The organism is Cytobacillus sp. GQ23 (assembly GCF_059758675.1).
The window spans coordinates 64,047-81,992 of record NZ_JCAXER010000004.1; the positions used below are offsets into that span (position 1 = coordinate 64,047).

The 17,946-nt window shown below is 40.8% G+C and carries 36 protein-coding genes; 7 read left to right on the plus strand and 29 right to left on the minus strand.

The genetic code is table 11. The features are described from left to right. The first annotated feature begins 307 nt into the window (after positions 1 to 307). From AC6CHU_RS04495 to AC6CHU_RS04505, 3 genes are all read left to right on the plus strand, one after another. A complete protein-coding gene (locus tag AC6CHU_RS04495; RefSeq protein WP_498120259.1) occupies positions 308 to 667 on the plus strand; it encodes a hypothetical protein in 360 nt (119 codons plus the stop codon). 120 nt (positions 668 to 787) lie between these two features. Further along, positions 788 to 1,243 carry a hypothetical protein gene (locus tag AC6CHU_RS04500; protein ID WP_498120261.1) on the plus strand — a complete coding sequence of 152 codons (456 nt, stop codon included), beginning with the start codon at positions 788 to 790 and terminating at the stop codon, positions 1,241 to 1,243. After that, entirely contained in the window at positions 1,240 to 1,965 is a 726-nt protein-coding gene (locus AC6CHU_RS04505) for a hypothetical protein (RefSeq protein WP_498120263.1), read from the plus strand. The genes AC6CHU_RS04500 and AC6CHU_RS04505 overlap by 4 nt, the downstream gene beginning before the upstream one ends. Positions 1,966 to 2,021: 56 nt before the next feature. Here AC6CHU_RS04505 and AC6CHU_RS04510 read toward each other — a convergent pair whose 3' ends face one another. Further along, positions 2,022 to 2,147 carry a hypothetical protein gene (locus tag AC6CHU_RS04510; protein WP_498120265.1) on the minus strand — a complete coding sequence of 42 codons (126 nt, stop codon included), beginning with the start codon at positions 2,145 to 2,147 and terminating at the stop codon, positions 2,022 to 2,024. Between the two features lie 353 nt (positions 2,148 to 2,500). On the opposite strand from AC6CHU_RS04510, the gene AC6CHU_RS04515 reads away from it, so the two are divergent. From AC6CHU_RS04515 to AC6CHU_RS04530, 4 genes are all read left to right on the plus strand, one after another. After that, on the plus strand, positions 2,501 to 2,695 hold the full coding sequence (locus AC6CHU_RS04515) for a carbon storage regulator (RefSeq protein WP_498120267.1): 195 nt from the start codon (positions 2,501 to 2,503) through the stop codon (positions 2,693 to 2,695). 17 nt (positions 2,696 to 2,712) lie between these two features. Further along, positions 2,713 to 3,537 carry a flagellin N-terminal helical domain-containing protein gene (locus AC6CHU_RS04520; protein WP_498120269.1) on the plus strand — a complete coding sequence of 275 codons (825 nt, stop codon included), beginning with the start codon at positions 2,713 to 2,715 and terminating at the stop codon, positions 3,535 to 3,537. Between the two features lie 175 nt (positions 3,538 to 3,712). Continuing rightward, positions 3,713 to 4,033: a hypothetical protein gene (locus tag AC6CHU_RS04525; protein ID WP_498120271.1), complete on the plus strand. Its 321-nt coding sequence runs from the start codon at positions 3,713 to 3,715 to the stop codon at positions 4,031 to 4,033. A 108-nt stretch (positions 4,034 to 4,141) separates the two neighbouring features. Then, the gene (locus AC6CHU_RS04530; protein ID WP_498120273.1) at positions 4,142 to 4,513 is read left to right on the plus strand and encodes an rRNA methyltransferase; all 372 of its coding nucleotides are present in this window, start codon (positions 4,142 to 4,144) and stop codon (positions 4,511 to 4,513) included. 131 nt (positions 4,514 to 4,644) lie between these two features. Here the strand turns inward: AC6CHU_RS04530 and AC6CHU_RS04535 are convergent, their stop codons facing one another. From AC6CHU_RS04535 to dnaN, 28 genes are all read right to left on the minus strand, one after another. Further along, positions 4,645 to 4,863 carry a helix-turn-helix domain-containing protein gene (locus tag AC6CHU_RS04535; RefSeq protein WP_498120275.1) on the minus strand — a complete coding sequence of 73 codons (219 nt, stop codon included), beginning with the start codon at positions 4,861 to 4,863 and terminating at the stop codon, positions 4,645 to 4,647. Positions 4,864 to 4,874: 11 nt separating this feature from the next. Next, complete coding sequence (locus tag AC6CHU_RS04540) at positions 4,875 to 5,102, minus strand: AbrB/MazE/SpoVT family DNA-binding domain-containing protein (protein ID WP_498120277.1); 228 nt, start codon at positions 5,100 to 5,102, stop codon at positions 4,875 to 4,877. A gap of 72 nt (positions 5,103 to 5,174) precedes the next feature. Continuing rightward, positions 5,175 to 5,756 (minus strand): hypothetical protein, encoded by a 582-nt coding sequence (locus AC6CHU_RS04545; protein ID WP_498120279.1) that lies wholly within the window; start codon positions 5,754 to 5,756, stop codon positions 5,175 to 5,177. Positions 5,757 to 5,779: 23 nt separating this feature from the next. Next, the gene (locus AC6CHU_RS04550) at positions 5,780 to 6,385 is read right to left on the minus strand and encodes a SipW-dependent-type signal peptide-containing protein (RefSeq protein WP_498120282.1); all 606 of its coding nucleotides are present in this window, start codon (positions 6,383 to 6,385) and stop codon (positions 5,780 to 5,782) included. 62 nt (positions 6,386 to 6,447) lie between these two features. Then, positions 6,448 to 6,981, minus strand: coding sequence for a TasA family protein (locus AC6CHU_RS04555; protein ID WP_498120284.1), 534 nt, complete (start codon positions 6,979 to 6,981; stop codon positions 6,448 to 6,450). 114 nt (positions 6,982 to 7,095) lie between these two features. Next, a complete protein-coding gene (locus AC6CHU_RS04560; RefSeq protein ID WP_498120286.1) occupies positions 7,096 to 7,632 on the minus strand; it encodes a signal peptidase I in 537 nt (178 codons plus the stop codon). Between the two features lie 177 nt (positions 7,633 to 7,809). Then, positions 7,810 to 8,190: a L5-gp82 domain-containing phage-derived protein gene (locus tag AC6CHU_RS04565; RefSeq protein ID WP_498120288.1), complete on the minus strand. Its 381-nt coding sequence runs from the start codon at positions 8,188 to 8,190 to the stop codon at positions 7,810 to 7,812. Positions 8,191 to 8,244: 54 nt separating this feature from the next. Next, a complete protein-coding gene (locus AC6CHU_RS04570) occupies positions 8,245 to 9,123 on the minus strand; it encodes a hypothetical protein (protein ID WP_498120290.1) in 879 nt (292 codons plus the stop codon). Positions 9,124 to 9,209: 86 nt separating this feature from the next. Continuing rightward, positions 9,210 to 10,340 carry a DNA sulfur modification protein DndB gene (locus AC6CHU_RS04575; protein ID WP_498120292.1) on the minus strand — a complete coding sequence of 377 codons (1,131 nt, stop codon included), beginning with the start codon at positions 10,338 to 10,340 and terminating at the stop codon, positions 9,210 to 9,212. A gap of 58 nt (positions 10,341 to 10,398) precedes the next feature. Beyond that, positions 10,399 to 10,656 (minus strand): AbrB/MazE/SpoVT family DNA-binding domain-containing protein, encoded by a 258-nt coding sequence (locus AC6CHU_RS04580; RefSeq protein ID WP_498120294.1) that lies wholly within the window; start codon positions 10,654 to 10,656, stop codon positions 10,399 to 10,401. Positions 10,657 to 10,775: 119 nt separating this feature from the next. Then, the gene (locus AC6CHU_RS04585) at positions 10,776 to 11,564 is read right to left on the minus strand and encodes an STAS domain-containing protein (RefSeq protein WP_498120296.1); all 789 of its coding nucleotides are present in this window, start codon (positions 11,562 to 11,564) and stop codon (positions 10,776 to 10,778) included. 147 nt (positions 11,565 to 11,711) lie between these two features. Then, complete coding sequence (locus AC6CHU_RS04590; RefSeq protein WP_498120298.1) at positions 11,712 to 12,131, minus strand: hypothetical protein; 420 nt, start codon at positions 12,129 to 12,131, stop codon at positions 11,712 to 11,714. 199 nt (positions 12,132 to 12,330) lie between these two features. After that, positions 12,331 to 12,429: a putative holin-like toxin gene (locus tag AC6CHU_RS04595; RefSeq protein WP_498120300.1), complete on the minus strand. Its 99-nt coding sequence runs from the start codon at positions 12,427 to 12,429 to the stop codon at positions 12,331 to 12,333. Positions 12,430 to 12,524: 95 nt separating this feature from the next. Further along, a complete protein-coding gene (locus tag AC6CHU_RS04600) occupies positions 12,525 to 12,806 on the minus strand; it encodes a hypothetical protein (protein ID WP_498120302.1) in 282 nt (93 codons plus the stop codon). After that, positions 12,806 to 12,952, minus strand: a complete 147-nt coding sequence (locus AC6CHU_RS04605) for a hypothetical protein (protein ID WP_498120304.1) — start codon at positions 12,950 to 12,952, stop codon at positions 12,806 to 12,808. The genes AC6CHU_RS04600 and AC6CHU_RS04605 overlap by 1 nt, the downstream gene beginning before the upstream one ends. Before the next feature lie 13 nt (positions 12,953 to 12,965). Beyond that, entirely contained in the window at positions 12,966 to 13,193 is a 228-nt protein-coding gene (locus AC6CHU_RS04610; RefSeq protein WP_498120306.1) for a hypothetical protein, read from the minus strand. Positions 13,194 to 13,214: 21 nt separating this feature from the next. After that, on the minus strand, positions 13,215 to 13,475 hold the full coding sequence (locus tag AC6CHU_RS04615; RefSeq protein WP_498120308.1) for a hypothetical protein: 261 nt from the start codon (positions 13,473 to 13,475) through the stop codon (positions 13,215 to 13,217). 25 nt (positions 13,476 to 13,500) lie between these two features. Further along, positions 13,501 to 13,698 carry a hypothetical protein gene (locus AC6CHU_RS04620; RefSeq protein ID WP_498120310.1) on the minus strand — a complete coding sequence of 66 codons (198 nt, stop codon included), beginning with the start codon at positions 13,696 to 13,698 and terminating at the stop codon, positions 13,501 to 13,503. Positions 13,699 to 13,737: 39 nt separating this feature from the next. Next, positions 13,738 to 14,007 (minus strand): DUF1653 domain-containing protein, encoded by a 270-nt coding sequence (locus AC6CHU_RS04625; RefSeq protein ID WP_498120312.1) that lies wholly within the window; start codon positions 14,005 to 14,007, stop codon positions 13,738 to 13,740. Positions 14,008 to 14,046: 39 nt separating this feature from the next. Continuing rightward, on the minus strand, positions 14,047 to 14,181 hold the full coding sequence (locus tag AC6CHU_RS04630; protein ID WP_498120314.1) for a hypothetical protein: 135 nt from the start codon (positions 14,179 to 14,181) through the stop codon (positions 14,047 to 14,049). A gap of 47 nt (positions 14,182 to 14,228) precedes the next feature. After that, positions 14,229 to 14,594 carry a hypothetical protein gene (locus AC6CHU_RS04635; RefSeq protein WP_498120316.1) on the minus strand — a complete coding sequence of 122 codons (366 nt, stop codon included), beginning with the start codon at positions 14,592 to 14,594 and terminating at the stop codon, positions 14,229 to 14,231. 31 nt (positions 14,595 to 14,625) lie between these two features. Continuing rightward, entirely contained in the window at positions 14,626 to 14,946 is a 321-nt protein-coding gene (locus AC6CHU_RS04640; RefSeq protein WP_498120318.1) for a hypothetical protein, read from the minus strand. Then, positions 14,943 to 15,188 (minus strand): hypothetical protein, encoded by a 246-nt coding sequence (locus AC6CHU_RS04645; protein WP_498120320.1) that lies wholly within the window; start codon positions 15,186 to 15,188, stop codon positions 14,943 to 14,945. The genes AC6CHU_RS04640 and AC6CHU_RS04645 overlap by 4 nt, the downstream gene beginning before the upstream one ends. After that, complete coding sequence (locus tag AC6CHU_RS04650) at positions 15,185 to 15,460, minus strand: hypothetical protein (protein ID WP_498120322.1); 276 nt, start codon at positions 15,458 to 15,460, stop codon at positions 15,185 to 15,187. Before AC6CHU_RS04650 ends, AC6CHU_RS04645 begins: the two co-directional genes overlap by 4 nt. Positions 15,461 to 15,501: 41 nt before the next feature. Then, a complete protein-coding gene (locus AC6CHU_RS04655) occupies positions 15,502 to 15,744 on the minus strand; it encodes a hypothetical protein (protein WP_498120324.1) in 243 nt (80 codons plus the stop codon). Between the two features lie 131 nt (positions 15,745 to 15,875). Then, a complete protein-coding gene (locus AC6CHU_RS04660) occupies positions 15,876 to 16,106 on the minus strand; it encodes a hypothetical protein (protein ID WP_498120326.1) in 231 nt (76 codons plus the stop codon). Then, complete coding sequence (locus AC6CHU_RS04665; RefSeq protein WP_498120328.1) at positions 16,103 to 16,534, minus strand: hypothetical protein; 432 nt, start codon at positions 16,532 to 16,534, stop codon at positions 16,103 to 16,105. Before AC6CHU_RS04665 ends, AC6CHU_RS04660 begins: the two co-directional genes overlap by 4 nt. Before the next feature lie 22 nt (positions 16,535 to 16,556). After that, a complete protein-coding gene (gene dnaN / locus AC6CHU_RS04670; RefSeq protein ID WP_498120330.1) occupies positions 16,557 to 17,894 on the minus strand; it encodes a DNA polymerase III subunit beta in 1,338 nt (445 codons plus the stop codon). Positions 17,895 to 17,946 lie beyond the last annotated feature (52 nt).

Below are 17,946 nucleotides of genomic sequence, written 5' to 3' on the forward strand. Positions count from 1 at the left end.
TGATCGCTGCCTGCCAATGGTCAAGGGAGATTTGCGAACGCTGCCCTGGCATGAAGTGTATCATTTCGGAGTGAAGGGATCGTATAAAAAATAAAAAATAAAACTTCCATGAGAACTAGTGTTCGGTTATAATGAGAACAACCTAGTTCTTTTGGGAGTTTTTATTTTACAAGAATGTGACAATATTATGTCCTTTATTACAAAAACGGGAAAAAAGTATGATTGGTAAAAATTTCCCGTATTGAAAAGAGGAGCTTATTTAATTATCATAGGGTTTTGGAATACTTAAAGAAAAAGAGGGGTCATTATGTATCAAGATGTAAATGTAATGAAATCAATCGGAGCACCTATCATTGAGGCTTATTCTCTTTTTGCCATCCAGGAGCATTTTTACAAAGTGAAAATGCAGCAGATCAATGAGGAAGCAAAAACAGAAAAGGAAATTCTTGCGATTAATGAAAACTATGAAGATATTCTGTATTTTTTTGAAGTGCTTTATGAAAGAGATTACAATGAAGCTAGTTATTTTCTTTCCATTATGAGCGACCAATCCAAAGAAATCGCATATAAGTATCTGGATAAGTTTCACGTCAGCCTGACTCAAGCATCCGCCAAAGAAATGGAACACAACTTTGTCCTATTTAAGTCTATTATGTATGCAGTTTAACCCTGGCCGGTGACTGCATACATATATCTTAATCTATTTCTCCTTATGGGTGAAGGCAATAAAATGCGCAGAAAAAATCGTTGACAGATAAAAGATTCCATGTCAAAAGGGGAATTACAATTGAAAGACCATTCAATAAGATATATGACTGTTGTAAAAATCAATATAGATCAATCACATTCATTGGATTGTATCGATCTATATGAAGTTGATTACATTGAATCAGATAAAAAACGTCGAATCATCTTTCATATAGGGGAAGACGTGTATTATCAGATCATCACTAAATCCGACTTTGAGCAGTATCTTTCAAGTGAAGGATTTGATCCTCTTGATAAGCCAAATCTGGTGAACCTAAGGAAAGTAAGAAAGTTCGATAAAGAATATGGGAAGGTCTACTTTGAAGAGTATCCTACCCCTTCAAGTAAGTATGCTACTGTAGCAAGAATCAAATATAAATTCATTGCCAGTCTTCTTGATAAGGTAGTTGCACACAACAATGACATAACTACCGAAATCAAAGCAGACAAAAAAGGATTGAAAAACACATTAAAGGGGCTAATCGGATCTCAATGACAGAATACTCCATACCTGCATTACTTACCTTAACCATCTTTGGAACATTAGAAGTATTTGCTTCACTAACATTGGCTTTCACGTTATTTAGAATTAATTGCAGATCCTATCTGAAGGAACTTATCATGTTAGCTGCATTGTCATCTGTGATTTCCACATTCCTTTTGGACATTGTATATGCGCCTTTTGTTTTGAATGAGCTAGTCACCTTGATAGTTGTGATGCTTTGTCACATCAAATGGTTGCACTTATCCATAGGGTATTCATTTCTATTAACACTGGCCGGATATTTACTAAAAGAGCTTGCCGTTATCGCCATGAGTTATCTTAGTCTTTACGCTGGATTTGTGCCTTCACTTCAAAGCATTATGTATGAAGTGCCTTCCACCATTACGGTTCAGTTTTTAACCTTCGCCACTACGGTTCCGATATCCTTGTATTTATATCATCAAGGTGTTGGATTTGTTTTCCTTACAGAGAGGGTAGATTTTCGAACAGAATATAAGCGTCTCAATCAAGTGATTTTGTCATCTATTGCTTTAAGCCTAATCGCTCTGGAAATTCTATTTTACTATTATTTTGTTAGGGAGGATGTGGCCTTCACAGCCATTGCAGTGGGGATCTTGGTTTACATTACTGCCATGTGGAGTATTTATTTAAGGTCCAATCGAGAGATGAAGGAACAGGTGAATCAAATAAATGTGAATGACTTGTTCAAGTGAACAGTGATGGAGCTGCTCACTTGAACAAGTCAGGGGAAAGGGGAGTCGGAGGAAATCTAATCCTCTTCTCTTGCCAGGTGGCTGAACATCAGCTGTAGACGGTTGCGCACAAGAATTACTACGTACACTCGCCCCTGGAAAACGACTTCCACCCGTTCATGCTGTTCCCAATCGATTCTCAAACCGAACATCTCCTTTTTGACATACGAACGTATGTTTGCTATACTTTAATTATAAGTCATCGCCCTCAATAGGGCCAATGATACACATCTCCCTTTTGAAATCTCCTACTATTGAAACGGTAGGGGATCTTTTTTTCTTCGCTTCCCTGTTTTCCTCCTAAGTAATTTACAGATGAATTCCAAAATAGGAAATCTCTTAATATGAGTGCTGTACATCCTATATACCCAATTATTTGGATACCAAATCCAGAACCATAGTCGTGTTCTTTTTGTCGAATATTTTTTTAAAAAACTATTAAACAATGAAAATTACTGTCGATATAGACAATAGAACGTCAAGGAGGATGAGAACTATGGGATTAGTAGTAGGCAGGAAGCCAGGGGAGAAACTCGTCATTGTGGACCCGACTGGCCAGGAAGTTACAGTGGAAGTCGTCTTAACAGATGGAGGATCTCTCCGATTAAAAATTGATGCTCCCAAAAGCTTCAAGCTGATCAGGGGCGAATTATATCATGGCCATAAGGATGTGGCCACCCAAAATACATAACACGGAGGTAACAAAAAATGAGAATCAATCATAACATCGCAGCACTTAACACGTTCCGCCAATTGAACAGTGCGAATGAATCACAGGCAAAATCAATGGAAAAACTATCATCAGGTCTTCGTATCAACCGAGCAGGGGATGATGCTGCAGGCTTAGCAATCTCTGAAAAAATGCGTGGACAGATTCGTGGTTTGGATCAAGCGTCCCGCAACGCTCAAGATGGGATCTCTTTGATTCAGACTGCAGAAGGCGCTTTGAACGAAACTCATGATATTCTTCAGCGTATGCGTGAGCTTGCAGTTCAGTCATCTAACGACACGAACACTGCTGAAGATCAAGGAAACCTTGATGATGAATTCCAACAGTTAAAAAGCGAGATTGACCGTATCGCTTCTGAGACACAGTTCAACAAAAAGAATATCTTAGCATCTGATCAGTCCTTAGATATTCAAGTTGGAGCTAATGCTGATGAGAAGATCACGATTGAATGGAAAGCTCAAACAACTGCCACTTTAGGTGAAGATGTTGTTGATATTTCAGCGTTAGATTTAACGGACAAAGCTAATTCTCAAACAGCAATCACTACAATTGAAGCAGGTATTGCTTCTGTTTCCAAATCTCGTTCTAAAATGGGTGCTTTCCAGAATCGTCTTGAGCACACCATCAACAATCTTGGAACATCAGCAGAAAACTTAACTGCAGCAGAATCACGCATTCGTGACGTTAATATGGCATCAGAAATAATGGAGCAGACTAAGAACTCAATCCTTGCTCAAGCTTCTCAAGCAATGCTTGCACAAGCGAACCAGCAGCCTCAGGGAGTTCTTCAACTTCTTCGTTAATTAATGTTTACTGTACACCGATAGGTGGTAAGGATAAAATAGGCATCACCCTATCCGGGTGCAATAGACAAGGAAGAAGGACACTGTAGACGGCAGTGTCCTTTTTTCTTGTCTGTTTATTGATAAAAGGAGTTGGAAATAATGATAACTATACTTGAAGGAGAGTGTTATTCTATTGAAGAACAGTAATAAATTCGCATTCCGAAAAGATTTTCGAAATTCTCCAGAGGAAACACCTGTGTATATTACAACAGATCAAATAGATACAATGTGCAAAAATATACGAATCAAAGTAAAAAAACAACTTCCATTCAAAAGAGTGCAAGTTTTTATGACTGAGCAAAAGGAAGGTCCCGCCATTCATCTTGAAGTGCAAGGTTTTCCAAACCATATAGGTCTACCAGTAGCAGTTTTATTAGCTCAACAAATACAGGGAAGGGAGCCTGCTGATATATTAATACACACATTAAAAGATTTTAACTCTAAAAGATCCTAAGATAAGGGAGGAGTAATTTCTTAATTCCCTTATTTTCTAGTCCTTCTTCTTTTGGATTGTATCTGTATAGGGGAAAAGATTAAAATAAAGATAAGGAGAGGTGATAAAATGTGGAAGAATGTAAAAGGAAGACTAATTCCTGTAACGGATGAATCGAGGGTGAAGTTTCGCACCAGCATTAGTCAATCGCTGCTATCACAGCTGTCGGAAGTCGCAGAGAGACATGATACCCATGTGAATTACCTGCTTGAAAACGGTATGCAAAAACTGTTGCAGCATCAGACTATTACATATGAAAAGAAATCAAGGCCAAAAGATCGTGTACAGTACAAAACCACGTATGATAAAGAGCTTCTGGAAAATATAAAAGACTTCGCAAAAGAGCACAAGTTATTCATCAATGATGTCATTGAATACAGTGCTTCTTTTATTGATCCTGATGAAGTGAGGGGAGCCGATTACAGAAGCCGTATCCTTTAATAAATTCCATTTTATTCCAACGCCCCGGACATAATCTATGTTATAGGAAGTTAAATTGTATAAAAAATTCTGTCTCATTAGAACTAGTAATCTTGTAATAGTGAGACAGAATAAAAATTTTCATATGAAATTTAAATCGCATTTTCATTAGATTTGTTTGGATTCAATTCATCCAGGCTTACTTCTAATATGTTGGCGAGCTTGACGACGGTCTGAAATGTCGGGCTCTTCACCTTGCCGCTGATAATCTCAGACAAATTGCCTTTTGACATTCCAGCTCTTTCGGCAAGCTCTGATAGTGTCATCTGACGCTTTTTCCTATAATGGTCTATATTTTCACCAAGGTCCATATAAAACCTCTCTATCTGTTTTGTAGGTATTTTTCCACAATACTGATCACTTTCTGCTCAAACTCCTGATCTGGGTCGTTTGTTGTTGACTTCGGATGCCGTCTGATGATGATCTGATCTTCTTTCATCTCAACATACACGGAGTCTCCTTCAGCTGCATCGATCTGCTTTAGCATATCCGAAGGCAGTATAACACCCAGTGAATTTCCTATTTTTCGAATCTTGCGCTCAACCTCCATGTCCCCGCTCCTTATAAAAGAAATAGAGTGGAGATGAACTCCTTACTCTATTAGCAATTATACAGGGAAACATTATTCTTGTGAATCTGTTGCCGCTTCATCAGGCTTAGAGTCTGTTGGCTCTTCGGCCTTTTCAGTTGTTTGTGTCAGCTGTTCTTTGACTTTGGATGCTTCTTCAGCAGGTGCTTCAGTTTCTTTGGCTTCCTCTGCCTGTTCAGGCTTCTCTGACTCAGCTGGTGGCTCTTGCTGTTCTGTTTCCTTTACAACCGGTGCAGCTTCTTCAGGCTCTTGCTGCTCTACAGGTGCTTCGGATTGTTCAGCTGGCTCACTTTCTGGTTCAGTGGTCTCAGCAGGAGTGGTTTCCTCTGACTGAGTTTCCACTTTTGGCTTTGGCTTACCGGGTGGAACTTCTTTATCTTTATCCTTGTCTTTATCTTTATCTTTGTTAGGATTCGGACACTTTGTTTTGTCACGGTTGTTATTTTCTTCATCATCGTGATTACGGTTGTCATGTGGTGTGCATTGGACTTCTTCGGTTTGTATATCCATCAAGTTGACCGAGGTGCTTGCTGTGAAATCACCATATGTTCCATTAGAACCAAGATCCATGCAGACAAAACCAAGGATGATGACGGATAAGTAATATTTCTTCATCGACAACACTCCATAGGATTTAACTAGTCACGCTGTGTAGCATGAACGTTCATATCAAACTTTAAGTATTTGCCCATAATCTCATTAGTAGCATCACGGCTCATTTTGATATCTACATAAAACGGAGTTTGATATAAATTTTGATTGAGGGATGCATCATAAGGCACGAGGTTTAAGGTTTTGGTCATATTTTGCTGACCGGCAAGCAATTCCGCCATTGTGCCTTGGAATACAGGCTGGCCACCAGGCAATCCACTTCGGACCGTAACTTGCAGCCATTCGGTAAATTTAGTTTGGGTAGCAGCATCCATGTTACTTTCTACTGCGGTAGCTGATAAAGATTTCAAAGTAACAGGCAATGAGCCTGTGTTTTTGATTATCATGGATTTCTGTTCAGACTGTTTACCAGGCTGCCAGTAACCATCCTTCCAATCTTCAGGAAAGCCTTCTCCTGTGTTAGTAAAGAACATTGGATCCGGATATGCCTGGTTTACTTCAATGATCACAGTGCCTGTTTGCACTTGGTTATCCTTAAATTCTGCTGTAGATGTGAAGTCTGAAAAAGTCCCTGTTGTTAAGGCTCCAGCAGCAATGCCAATGGCTAATATTGATCCTGCTATCTTCTTCATAGTTCCTCCTAATGGTAAAAGAACAGGACGACCTGGATCATCCTGTTCTTCAAATGTCCTTATTATTGATAAGCTTTAGCTGAAACTGTTACGCCAACGTTTACTTTTAACCCTTGATAAGTATCATCAGCAGCTCTTAAAAGTTTTACTGTTACAGGCAATTCAAGTTTCTCTCCATCACCTAAAGTAAGATCTTGAGCTGCTAGATAATTTTCAATTGCTGGCTTAAGCTGTGCCAGAGTAACAGTATTACCATCTAACACAAACTGGAAGTTATTATAAGCACCCAGATTAGTAATTGGGTTATCATTTTTATCTTTAAGTGATACAGTTACAGTAGCTCTAATATTCTTTGCATCTAATGAGCCAGTGTTTTTCACTTCAAAAGTTCTAGATTCCTCAAAGCCAGGTGCAACATTTGTTGCATTGAATGCTTGACCAGTTGCTTCTAGACTAAGAGTACCAGCTTCAATCTTGTTGTCATTAACTGATGCGCTTGAAGTGAAATCAGAGAACGTACCTGCTCCCCAGCCTGCTCCTACAACTACTGCTCCTGCTAACATAGTCCCCATTAACGCCTTTTTCATTTTCATCATAGTAAATTCTCTCCCTTTTTTTGTTTGTTTTTTTGTTTGCCAACCTTGCCTAATATGAGATATTTCCTGGACTCCTTCTTATGTAGCAACTCACCTCCTTAAAGTAATCAATGATTATTTGCTTACATCGCCTGGGTAAGGCCTGTTGCTTCTATTGGTCTTCTTGAATCGATTGCCGAATAGCTCTCCGAAGACAAGCAGGATCGCCGGCAGGACGATGAGTAAGAAGATCCCTACTTTTCCTCTGGCAAACTCCAGAAACAAGCCCGCCTTTGGAATGTGAAAAGCATATCCCCCTATAACTTCACTCTGTGAAATAAGGGTGTCGTCTTCTGTGTTATTGGCATCCCCTTTGGTTTGATAAAGTGTCTGTCCATTTTCTTTCACGATTCCGATCACTCGGTGCGTTATGTATTTCTCTTCCTGTCTGAACGTGATAATGTCTTCCACTTTTATCTCATCTACATCAGGCATCTTATCGATTACCAAATCACCAGGCTCAAGTACCGGCCTCATGCTGCCGGTCAATACAGTCATGATCTTGTAACCAAAGAACGTTGGCACTTGATCAGGATTCTTAAACGTCTGATACGACATCAACAGGGATGTGAGAAACAGCGTGGCTAAAAGAATCAGGAATATGTTGCCCAACCATTTGATTGTGACTTTTAACATCTTTGGCTCCCTTCTCGATTTAGCAGGAACATTTGGAATATTTATGTAGTTCCTTACTACGAACTTTATGTTATAACAAAGTTATAACTCTTGTAAACTACTTTCCGTAACTTTTTTCCTATTCGACAAAACATTTCAAAAAAATGCAACTTTTTACTCAGCGTAACAAACCTTGTCTATACAGTAGACCAGAGGTGACTTTATGACGTGTGAACCGTCATCAACCACTGTGAATAATGCGGTTTGATAAGGATTATAGTAGACTTTATCCATGTGCTGAATGTCATGGCTTTCATCCGCCTGGATAAAATCTCCTTCGACGAAGGCATGAACCCTCTTGCGTCGCTCCTCCACCGTTTTCCTTCTGCCGCTCTCTGATACCTTAAACACACATTTAGAAATCAACACATTGCTGGCATATGCCACCACGAGTCCAGTTTTCTTATCTTTGATGGAATAGCCACCCTGGTGCAGATTGTAGTACACATGCACCCGCTGGCCTGGCTCCAGTTGTCTGTCCTTTACGATTTGCACAGGGATCTCCTCCAAAAGAAAAAGGCAGCCTTTGCTTGGAAGACTGCCAACTTTTTATTCGATTGATTCAGCAAGCATACCAGGAAGAGCAATCTCCCATCCTGCTTGCGAGGTATAACTAAATTCTCCATAAATGGTTCCATAGACTGTTATAACATCTTCTTCCACGAAATCGGTTAATCCAATGTATTCAACGAAAACAATATCATTGAAATCATAGCCATAACTAGATTTCGTGACAGCCAGACGAATTTGCGTAATGTTATCACCTTCCATGATCTGAATGATCTCTCCAGTGTATTTCACATATTCTCCTGCATAGCGATCCGGATTCTTCTTCAGCTTGGCATACTCAATCGGCTGTGCATTGGCTTTCTTGGCTGCAGCTTCTTCCTTGGCTTTCCTCTCTGCCTCTTCTTTGGCTTTCTTCTCCGCTTCTGCCTTAGCTTTGGCTTCTGCTTCAGCCTTTGCTTTCTTTTCAGCCTCTTCCTTTGCCTTGCGTTCTGCTTCCTCTTTCTTCTTCTTAGCAGCTGCTTCTTCTTTGGCTTTCTTCTCAGCTGCCGCTTTCGCTTTCTCCTCTTCATTCGCCTTCTTCTCGGCTTCTTCCTTAGCTTTCTTCTCTGCTTTTTCCTTCTCTTTCTGTTCAGCTTTTGCCTTTTCCTTCGCTTCTCGGTCCGCTTTCTCTTCTGGTGTTTCCTCTTTCTTCACTTCTTCTTTTGGCTTGCTGGATTCTGTTGAAGCTACTTCCGTGTCAGGGCTAAACACACCGAACAAGATAAACCCAGCAATCATCGCAACAAGTGAAACGCCTGAACATTTCAAAAAGGTTTTAACCTTTCCCGTTTTATACGCTAGAGATAGTAAAGCCGCTAAAGCAAATCCTATGATTCCTATTAATCCTAGTAATACAATAATAAGTCCTAAGTTAGCCATCATGATTTCCTCCTGGTTATATGTTTTTTATGTGAGCACAAAAAAAGAGTCCTGCATAAGCAAGACTCTCCACTTTCTGTTTTGGATTAGGTTGTTGCTTGATCAATCAGTGCATCATACACAGACTTAGCTGCACCGTGTCCCCCGCCATTAAAGACAATATTGCCTTTCTTTAGGCCAGGGGATGCACCGTACTTGCTCCAGAAATCCGTTGTCATCGTCCAGTCCATATCGCCAATAATCTTAAAGATCTCATCATCTGATAGACGAAGATCCAAGTAATTTCTGGCATGATTGATAAACCGTGCAATGGATTTTAACGTGTATGATTTATCTGTGAGATACTTTCCTCTGACATTCAAGTCATTTGGAAGCGTGAAGAACAGGCGATCAAAAGTTTCGTTAATGTATTTCTTGAATTCCTTGTAATTCCCTTCATTCAGGAAGTCCCTGTCATGAGAGATTTCATCACCAAGAAGTTCCTTAATCATTTTATGAACGGTCGCTAAAAGAAGGGTATTCTTATTTGCTGATTGGATGCTGGTTTTGTCCATTTCCACTCCATAGTGGCGCAGGTATTTGTTTTCTTGAGCAAGCTCCCTTGCCATGCGGGCGTACAGATCCAGCTGATTCAAGCGGATGTTGGCATTCTTGCTGGGCCTTGCAGCAAGTGAATTCAAGTCATAAAAGAGCTGTTTTTCTTCCCTTTCTGTCAGGTTGGCAAAGATCGTGACAGGGATCACCATATCTTTAATGGTGTCAATCATGTCTTTGATCCGGGCTGTACGCATTTTATCTTTGCTCTTGACGAACTCCTTTTCTAAATACTCCAGTGTTTGATTGATGGCTGTGAAGCGATGTTGCCCATCATTAATGGAAAGCTTGCTTCGCTCCGTATCAATCGCAATTCGATGGGTCGTTTGATCATAGAATATCGTGCTGCGACTAGTGGCTGTGATAGCGGGAATAAACCTCATGTTCATGTGCCCAGTGGATTCCAGCCCGCTGATAATATACCTTTTAATGGACCCTACCTTTTTCATATTCAGTGCTCGCTGCACCTTAGGAAACACATGCATAAATCGTTCCAGGTCTTTGAATTTAATTACAGAAGAGTATACTTCCCTTCCAAATTGCATCCCCTGGATGGCGGATAGTTGTGCCATGGTGCTTACTTCCATGTCAGTCTGTTTTGATTCGAGTACTCGTAATGTCATGCGCAGCTATCTCCTTAGATTCTTAGTTTAGTGTAATGTATGACCGGGTATGTCCTGGTTAGGATGTTTTAGCGTGAAGTTCCTCTAAGCAGTTCGTGCAAACATTCTTGCCCTTAAAGTCCACAAGATCTTCGTTCTCTTCACAGAATGAGCATTTGACCAAGTTGCCTTCATACTTGCGAAGGACAATTTTTTCTTTATCAACAAAGATCTCCAATGGATCTTTCGGTTCAATCTCAAGTGTCTTTCTTAATTCCATAGGTAAGACAATTCGTCCTAACTCGTCTACTTTGCGTACAATTCCTGTTGATTTCATGTGTACTTCCTCCAATTTTATGTATAATCTATTCGCCTTTACCCAATCTTTTACAGATTAAAACATATTTTCTCAGTGATTTTGCAAAAAAAATACAACCGCCCAAAGCGGCTGCACTTTTATGGTCTCTTTCTTAACACCAGTCCACGCTTTTCCCATACATACAGCATGGCCTGCTTGAATGAAGGAAAGATCTTCAATCCTAAATTTGACATCGGCAAAGAGCTTATCTCTTTAACCACTGAAGCACGTATGCCAGAAACGATTTGTTCAACGCCTAAAAGAGCCAAGGAAATTTTAAAGTCCTGAATCTCCTTCATGACTGACGGATCAGACATGCTCGTATAGCCGCTGAAGTCAAAAATAATGGTATTTGCCTCTTTCTTTTCACAAGCATCTAGGATTCTGTCTTTCATGATTTGAAATCGCTCGGAATCGATGTAGCCCACTACTGGAATTAAGAGGCATCCATCAACAGACGTCTCGATGATGGTCGTGTATAAATCGTGGAGTTTCGACTGATCTCTGCGAAGTTCCGTTTCGTAATTCGTTACATCCTTCCATGTCAGGACGTATCCCTTTCGCTCTCCATTCTCTTCAAAAACGTCGAGCACGATGCTTGCTGTGTACTTGTCAAACAGAGAAATCGTCGTTTGATATGGCCAAGATGTATAATGCCGCATCAAGGCACGGATCTTGTCATTCTGCATTTGAGGATGAAAGGCATCCATCTTTTTTCCGATGAACCCATTCTTATTGTTGATTCTCGTGTAAGGACTAATTTCTTGTATCAGATCATCTGCATAATCATTGATGAACCTGATGGTAAAATCATGGTCGGTGACAAAGATATTCTCACCAATTGAATTTAAAATATGTTCCGTTTCGGGTGACTGAAAAAAACTCATGTTGCCCATAACCCCGCCTTTCAAGAATCTCTATTTTTAAAAAAACTCCTCCCTTGGCATTTTTTACCCCATAATGAACAGCAAAAAACACCTATTATTAATTTAATGTAACATATTTTAAAAAATCTAAAAGTGTCATCGGTCACACTAGAACAAAGTGAGCTGTCCTTCCTTCTCGAAGGGAGCAACATCTGGTTCAAGTAAGCGCTCCGTTACAATTATAGGCTCTTTGAATAGTTTATCAATGGGCATTACAAGAAGAGATTTAGTCGATATGTCATCATACTTTTTGACTATCCCCTTAATTCGCCTTCCGTACTTTATCACAACTTTTTGGCCAATGTCAAACTGAAAAGGGATGCTTTTTTGCAGCTCTCGTTTAATGGATACCAAAGTATTTCGGTAAGAATAGTTGATATCACTATCTCCACTCATCTGCTTGCGATCAATTTTCTGGATTTCCTTGGATAATTTTTGGCAGAAACTTCTTTTCTCTTCCACAGATTTTTCTTGCCAATGCTCTATGGTCTGATTGACTTTTTGAGTATCTTCTATTGCGTTAGTCATCTTAATTCCTCCATGTGCTTCCGTTTACTTTACATTTTAAACGGGTATGCATATAATAAAGATATACAGCAGAGATTAAAAAAAAGGGACACCAGCTCGCAACTGGCATCCCTAACATACAGCCACACTGCATAGAAAGTGCAGCGACCTAATGGCAAGAAGATAACTCTCCACCGTTGGTCACGGGGTTATGGGAGGGTTATTTCTTTTTGTTTTGAGAAATAACTACGGCGATCACTGATACGATTAGACTTGAAAAAGTTATCATCAGAGTCATTGCTTCGTATAAGGATACCATCAGCGTCACCCCCTCTCTCAAGGGAATGGTCACTGCCCCACCCACGTATGCGACTGTACATCTTTATGATAGCATACGTTGCGGAAAGTTACCTATTAAAAACCATCAAATAGGTCTCCTTGCACATTTTCTTCAAACGTCATAGGGGCCGGTTGGCTCTTTTCCCCAGCGACAATCTCCTTCAAACTGATTCGAAAGACCGTCTGTCCATGGTTATGATCTTCCAGCTGATCCAAGTCCGCTTCCGATATCTCTACTTGAATCGGATACTCATGATGCACAAATAAGCTCGGTTCATCGATATAGACGATGACAGCATCGCCTGTGAAGAAGTCGCTCTTCACAGGGATGCTGTCACCTACTTTAGGCAGTTCCATTACTCAATTTCCCTAAATACCGGAGAGTACCCGTCATCCACAAGAGCCTGCAGCTGCGTGTTGCGCTCCTCTTCGGTTTCGTGATACGTTGATTTTTCATTTCCCATTTCATCTAGCCAGATAACTTTCCATTGATCTTTTGCCATAAATACATCCTCCTTAGACATCTTTGATTTCGTAGCTGAACTCTTTCTCATCATAGCCTGGCAGGCCTTTGAGCGAGACACCATTTTCTTCAAGGAATCGGCATCCACGGTCAATTGTTTCTTTGAATGTAATGGGCTCCCCTTCCTTGTATAAGTAAGGGACAGCGATACAAATCTGAAATCCTTTAAAGTAGAGATAGAGTAGGCTGTGACGGCTGTGAGCAATTTGCTTCTCATTCAAGATAGACACTCCTTTCTTTTCTTAATAATAGACATTCCAGAAGCGGTTTAGTTCGGGCCTGTCAAGCATCGGATTGTCCCGGTAAATAAAGCCATGTTTGACTGAATAGGTCTTGTAAAGTCCATCTTCTTTAATCGCAAAGGATGGCTCTGCCAGGTGGCAGCTGCTCTCAGGAATATAAACGGCTGCCACTTTCAGATCTGGATCGTATTCTTTTATGAGCTGCAGAAGCTCTTGTGTCTTGATATCTTGATGATGAAGTTCCAGAAGGTCTTGTTGCATACTAAATGCCCTCTCTTTCTTTGGCTTATTGGTCAGGTTGGTTTATTTTGAGTGCATAAATGCCGAGCAGTAAAATGCCTGTTGCACCGTAAGTAAGTACTGAGATAACATCCAACTCACCTTTAGCCAATCGGATAATATCATCCGTAATCGTTAGGGTAACTAGAATGAAAATGGTTCTAACTACTGCTTTTCTCTTCAGAAACTCATTCAGATTTTTCATCTTCTTCACCTTTATAGACTGTTTTCACTTTAATCCTATCTACATGGCATTTCCACAAATCTTAAATCTAAAGACGTAACCTTCTGGAGTTTCCTTGATGCCCATAAACATTTCCTTTGGTCTTACCCATAGATCTCCTGTTTTCAAGCTGCGGTAAATCACCATCGGATCACCTGTTTCACTATGCATGGCAATATCTTCGACGATATACAAGCCACCTTTAAAATGACGATAAATCTGTTTAGCTATGACTTGTCTTTTTTGATTTATACTTTCAATTAATTCTTTGCTGTCTGTAAATTGCGTCAATCTAATTCAACCCCTTAATGTATTTCAAATTCGGATTGTTCATTTTGGTTTATATGTTACTGTTCCTTTATTGCATATAGGACATTGGAAAGAAGCATCAACCATATCCTTTGGAATCCACGTTTCCTCAACAATTTTATTGCAATTACTGCATTTTTTATCAACCTGTATCATGCCTTTCACTCCTTCGCAGTATATGTCTACCGCACAGTATCATCGTACTACGACATAATATCTTTCTTTAAATCTTCTCTAAACCGAATGTCTCTTTGATTCGCTTTTCGTATTAATGACAACGCTTTTTCTCCACTATCGTACCTATTCAAACAGATTTGAATTGAAACATCTTCAAGTGCTTCTAAAAGATAATCAATTCTCTTTTGCATATTCGCTTGGATAATATTAAAAAGAATGTCTTTCTCTGCGTGTTTTTCTGCCATATCGTCAGCTTGTAGTTCAAGTCCTTCAACCATTTCAACCTTTTCCAGTATCGACAACAAAAAATCAATTTCAATTTTTGTTTCTCTCATCTTGTGCTGTTCTTTATTGTTTTGGATTATCTTTTTAAACTCTAATATCTCGGACATACAAATTCGCTCCTTTACTGCACATTTTATGTCAACTGTACTCCACTTCACCCAGGAAGTAATCATGCGTGTGCTGAGGAATCCAATCTTTGCGGTGTGTGGTCTCACAGAACTCCTTGAACTTTTCAATCAGGAAGTTTTCATCTATCGTGTATTTCTCCTTGTGATAAGGAGTCATCATCGCCACCTGTATTTGAATGGCCGATGCCACCGGAATAATGATCATACCCGCACGATAGCCGGACTGAAGATCCTTCTCGAACTCCTTAACTTTAATGTGCTTCGCTTCATCATCCAGGAAGATGATGTTGGTTGCATCCTTGATCGCTTTGAATTGAACAGTGTAACTCATACAGCTACTGCCTCCTTTGGTCTTGAGTAAATCACGACATCTCCATTGTCATATACATAACCGAGCCCCATTGGCCGCTCTCGGATCACATCCAGGTCTTTCGGGTAGTTGCAAGTGTTAAAAGACTTCTTGACGTGCTGCATATAGTAAGCAATAAGTGCTTCTTTCGGGCTTAATGTGTATTCAGCCAGATCGTGAAATTCTCCATCGGCGTCCAGCATTCTGATTATTGATACGGTCATTGGTTATTCATCCTTTCGTATGTACCTGAAGAAGGAGAAAAACTAAAGGAGCTGCCATCCTTCATTAGGTAGGTGTCAGTTGGTTCATGCCATTTTAATGCCGACTCATCGCAAGCTTGGCAAAGACTGAAACAGGGATTCACGCCTTCGCCGCATAAGTCGCATTTTGTCTCAGAGACTAACCCAGAGCCTGAACATTCATCACATTTTTCATCATCTATTTCGCCTGTGCCATCGCATTCCAGACATGATACCAATTCTACTTCTTCCATGCATTTTCTCCTCCTTAAAAAATGCGATTCCACATTGAGAATTAAGAATACTGTGCGAGTGTCTTCTGAAGCACATGGTCAACAGCATCTTCCCAGCTTTCAAAGTCTATAGATTCACCCGTTGCATCTGATGTTATTTTATGAATCAAGTTAAGGTCGTGTTGGAATGTGTGCTGCTTCCATTTGAATTCAGTAAGCGAAACAGTCCCAGTCTCCTCCATTTGTTCGATCCATTCCAAAATTTCCTCTTTCTCTTCCTGTAAAACCGATTCCAAAGTAGACATATATATGTACCTCCGTTTATTGTTTTTTATAAAAAATGTCACACAATGACAAGCAGCGACCGGCGGGCTCATCATTCTATGACATTTTTTCTGTGGTCCCTGTAGAGATTCAAGCTCCCATGATGTGATGTTTATAGGGAGCGTTGAACGATATTGTTAGCAAGAAACTCAGTGGCGATTGGGTTCTGCTGCTGGCGTAGCCATCTGACGTATGCGACATTATCCATGCCGTATGCGCCGGAGCGTTTGCTGAAAGGCACTTCTTTTTCGAACTGGTGCCACAGGCGCACATGATCTTCTGGATGCGCCTGGGCAAAAGTATTGGTGATAAAGATGGCCTTTGATGTTACTTCTGTACTCATGCTGCTGTCACCTCAAATAAATTTAGTTGGTTGGCATCTGGTGTTGACCACATCGTAATCAGCTTCTGGTTATGGATGTGATATTCTTTGCCATCGTACATGTACACACCATCCGGAAGAGGCACATGGTCAAACTGTTCTTTGGATCCGATCTGGCTTGAAATCCACTCGTCGCCATCGACATCGATAAAGTACTGACCTAACAGCTCAACTTTCTGGAACGACGTGACAATCTGCTTTTCCACTCTGATTTCCAGATTGTATTGGCAGTTGCATTTCGGGCAGTTGTACTGCTGCTCTTCAGTAAGATCCGTTTCGAATAGGCTGCTCTCCCATAAGCGGTCAGACAGGTTCGTTTCAAGACGTGCCGGGAATGACTCACCACACACGCATGTGATGTTGTCATTTTGATAATGATATTTAGGCATGTTTACATCTCCTTGTAAGCTTTTAGTCTAATTCATCAAAGTCAGACTCAAATGGGTTGAACTCAAGATCTGATACACCTTTGAAGTTTTCAATCTCAACCGGTGCATTGTAATCAATCTGAGCACTTCTGACTGGAACGAACAGCTCCAGGCAATCTTCTCTGCCGTTGTGCAGGTTCGCCTTGAATGGCTGCATGCCAATGGGCTTGTCCGGACGGGCAGGAAGGAAAGAGAACAGTAAATTGTCATCGGAACTGTATCGTGACAGGGCATCCTGCAGGTAGCGGACATTCACGCCTGTGACAATATCATTGCCGCTTCCACTGGTAATCGCCAGGTCTGCTTCAAAAGCACCGACTTCGGCTTCTCGAGTATTCACACGAAGCTGCTTATCTTCTGTCTTGATGCGCATGATGATCGGCTGGTTCGGATTGTAAACCGTTGATCCTTCAAGAAGGTTCTTCAGCATGCCTGCATTGACCACCACCTGTGTAGCAGCCTGGTCGTTCCCGAAAATCAGGGCATCTGTATTTGGATACGTCCCTTCAAGAACTCGGGCATAGACTTTCACATTCTCGATGTCATACACAATCTGATTCTCATAGAAATACACAGACACTTCGGTTTCGGCAGCATCCAGGTGTTTCTTGGCTTCCGATAAAACCGTACCTGGAACCGTGCAAGCGACTTCTGGAAGTGTTTCTTCCACTTCATAAACAAACTGGGCTAATCGGTGAGCATCAGTAGCTACACACTTTAGCTGAGTGCCTAGAAGATGGTGATGAACACCCGTTAAGACAGGACGTGTTTCCTTTGTGGACACAGCGTACATGGTGCGGTCATACATCATACTAAGAACCTGAGGATGCATATCCAATTTAATGCCGCCTTCCAGGTCAGGTGTGCGTGGGAATTCCTCCCCGCCTACGGCATGCAACTCGAACTTGGAACGTCCGGATTTAATGGTAGCCACTTTGTTTGTCATCTTGATTTCCGTGTTCTTATGACTGAGCTTCTTCACGATCTGAATGAACTTGTCACCCGGGAAGCAAACGGCACCAGAACGGCCGGCACGAATCTGGAAGTTGGTTTTATCCGGATTCTGTCTGACTACAGCTTCTGTCATGTAGTCATTGTTGATTCCACGGAAGATCAGTTTATCTTCTTGAACTTCCATATAAATCATTAAGTAAATCTCTTGAACTGCTTTTTTGGCGATGGAGCGTTCCACTTTTCCGGCTGCTTTCTTCAGGATTTCAGTCTGAACAGCCAGGGTAAAGTTGGCCTGCAGCTCCTGCTCAATTTCTTCATCTATGGCATTAATGTCAACGTCTAAATCAATTAGCATGGTATCTGACATGATGGTGCCTCCCTTTTATTTTTTCAAGAAAACGCCCCGGATGGGGCATGTA

What these genes read in the sequence shown, in the direction of transcription:
- AC6CHU_RS04495 (WP_498120259.1), top strand. Translation starts at nt 308, where the DNA reads ATGTATCAAGATGTAAATGTAATGAAATCAATCGGAGCACCTATCATT.
- AC6CHU_RS04505 (WP_498120263.1), top strand. Translation starts at nt 1,240, where the DNA reads ATGACAGAATACTCCATACCTGCATTACTTACCTTAACCATCTTTGGA.
- AC6CHU_RS04515 (WP_498120267.1), top strand. Translation starts at nt 2,501, where the DNA reads ATGGGATTAGTAGTAGGCAGGAAGCCAGGGGAGAAACTCGTCATTGTG.
- AC6CHU_RS04520 (WP_498120269.1), top strand. Translation starts at nt 2,713, where the DNA reads ATGAGAATCAATCATAACATCGCAGCACTTAACACGTTCCGCCAATTG.
- AC6CHU_RS04530 (WP_498120273.1), top strand. Translation starts at nt 4,142, where the DNA reads ATGTGGAAGAATGTAAAAGGAAGACTAATTCCTGTAACGGATGAATCG.
- AC6CHU_RS04535 (WP_498120275.1), bottom strand. Translation starts at nt 4,863, where the DNA reads ATGGACCTTGGTGAAAATATAGACCATTATAGGAAAAAGCGTCAGATG.
- AC6CHU_RS04540 (WP_498120277.1), bottom strand. Translation starts at nt 5,102, where the DNA reads ATGGAGGTTGAGCGCAAGATTCGAAAAATAGGAAATTCACTGGGTGTT.
- AC6CHU_RS04545 (WP_498120279.1), bottom strand. Translation starts at nt 5,756, where the DNA reads ATGAAGAAATATTACTTATCCGTCATCATCCTTGGTTTTGTCTGCATG.
- AC6CHU_RS04550 (WP_498120282.1), bottom strand. Translation starts at nt 6,385, where the DNA reads ATGAAGAAGATAGCAGGATCAATATTAGCCATTGGCATTGCTGCTGGA.
- AC6CHU_RS04555 (WP_498120284.1), bottom strand. Translation starts at nt 6,981, where the DNA reads ATGATGAAAATGAAAAAGGCGTTAATGGGGACTATGTTAGCAGGAGCA.
- AC6CHU_RS04570 (WP_498120290.1), bottom strand. Translation starts at nt 9,123, where the DNA reads ATGGCTAACTTAGGACTTATTATTGTATTACTAGGATTAATAGGAATC.
- AC6CHU_RS04575 (WP_498120292.1), bottom strand. Translation starts at nt 10,340, where the DNA reads ATGACATTACGAGTACTCGAATCAAAACAGACTGACATGGAAGTAAGC.
- AC6CHU_RS04580 (WP_498120294.1), bottom strand. Translation starts at nt 10,656, where the DNA reads ATGAAATCAACAGGAATTGTACGCAAAGTAGACGAGTTAGGACGAATT.
- AC6CHU_RS04585 (WP_498120296.1), bottom strand. Translation starts at nt 11,564, where the DNA reads ATGAGTTTTTTTCAGTCACCCGAAACGGAACATATTTTAAATTCAATT.
- AC6CHU_RS04590 (WP_498120298.1), bottom strand. Translation starts at nt 12,131, where the DNA reads ATGACTAACGCAATAGAAGATACTCAAAAAGTCAATCAGACCATAGAG.
- AC6CHU_RS04595 (WP_498120300.1), bottom strand. Translation starts at nt 12,429, where the DNA reads ATGGTATCCTTATACGAAGCAATGACTCTGATGATAACTTTTTCAAGT.
- AC6CHU_RS04600 (WP_498120302.1), bottom strand. Translation starts at nt 12,806, where the DNA reads ATGGAACTGCCTAAAGTAGGTGACAGCATCCCTGTGAAGAGCGACTTC.
- AC6CHU_RS04605 (WP_498120304.1), bottom strand. Translation starts at nt 12,952, where the DNA reads ATGGCAAAAGATCAATGGAAAGTTATCTGGCTAGATGAAATGGGAAAT.
- AC6CHU_RS04615 (WP_498120308.1), bottom strand. Translation starts at nt 13,475, where the DNA reads ATGCAACAAGACCTTCTGGAACTTCATCATCAAGATATCAAGACACAA.
- AC6CHU_RS04620 (WP_498120310.1), bottom strand. Translation starts at nt 13,698, where the DNA reads ATGAAAAATCTGAATGAGTTTCTGAAGAGAAAAGCAGTAGTTAGAACC.
- AC6CHU_RS04630 (WP_498120314.1), bottom strand. Translation starts at nt 14,181, where the DNA reads ATGATACAGGTTGATAAAAAATGCAGTAATTGCAATAAAATTGTTGAG.
- AC6CHU_RS04635 (WP_498120316.1), bottom strand. Translation starts at nt 14,594, where the DNA reads ATGTCCGAGATATTAGAGTTTAAAAAGATAATCCAAAACAATAAAGAA.
- AC6CHU_RS04640 (WP_498120318.1), bottom strand. Translation starts at nt 14,946, where the DNA reads ATGAGTTACACTGTTCAATTCAAAGCGATCAAGGATGCAACCAACATC.
- AC6CHU_RS04645 (WP_498120320.1), bottom strand. Translation starts at nt 15,188, where the DNA reads ATGACCGTATCAATAATCAGAATGCTGGACGCCGATGGAGAATTTCAC.
- AC6CHU_RS04650 (WP_498120322.1), bottom strand. Translation starts at nt 15,460, where the DNA reads ATGGAAGAAGTAGAATTGGTATCATGTCTGGAATGCGATGGCACAGGC.
- AC6CHU_RS04655 (WP_498120324.1), bottom strand. Translation starts at nt 15,744, where the DNA reads ATGTCTACTTTGGAATCGGTTTTACAGGAAGAGAAAGAGGAAATTTTG.
- AC6CHU_RS04660 (WP_498120326.1), bottom strand. Translation starts at nt 16,106, where the DNA reads ATGAGTACAGAAGTAACATCAAAGGCCATCTTTATCACCAATACTTTT.
- AC6CHU_RS04665 (WP_498120328.1), bottom strand. Translation starts at nt 16,534, where the DNA reads ATGCCTAAATATCATTATCAAAATGACAACATCACATGCGTGTGTGGT.
- dnaN (WP_498120330.1), bottom strand. Translation starts at nt 17,894, where the DNA reads ATGTCAGATACCATGCTAATTGATTTAGACGTTGACATTAATGCCATA.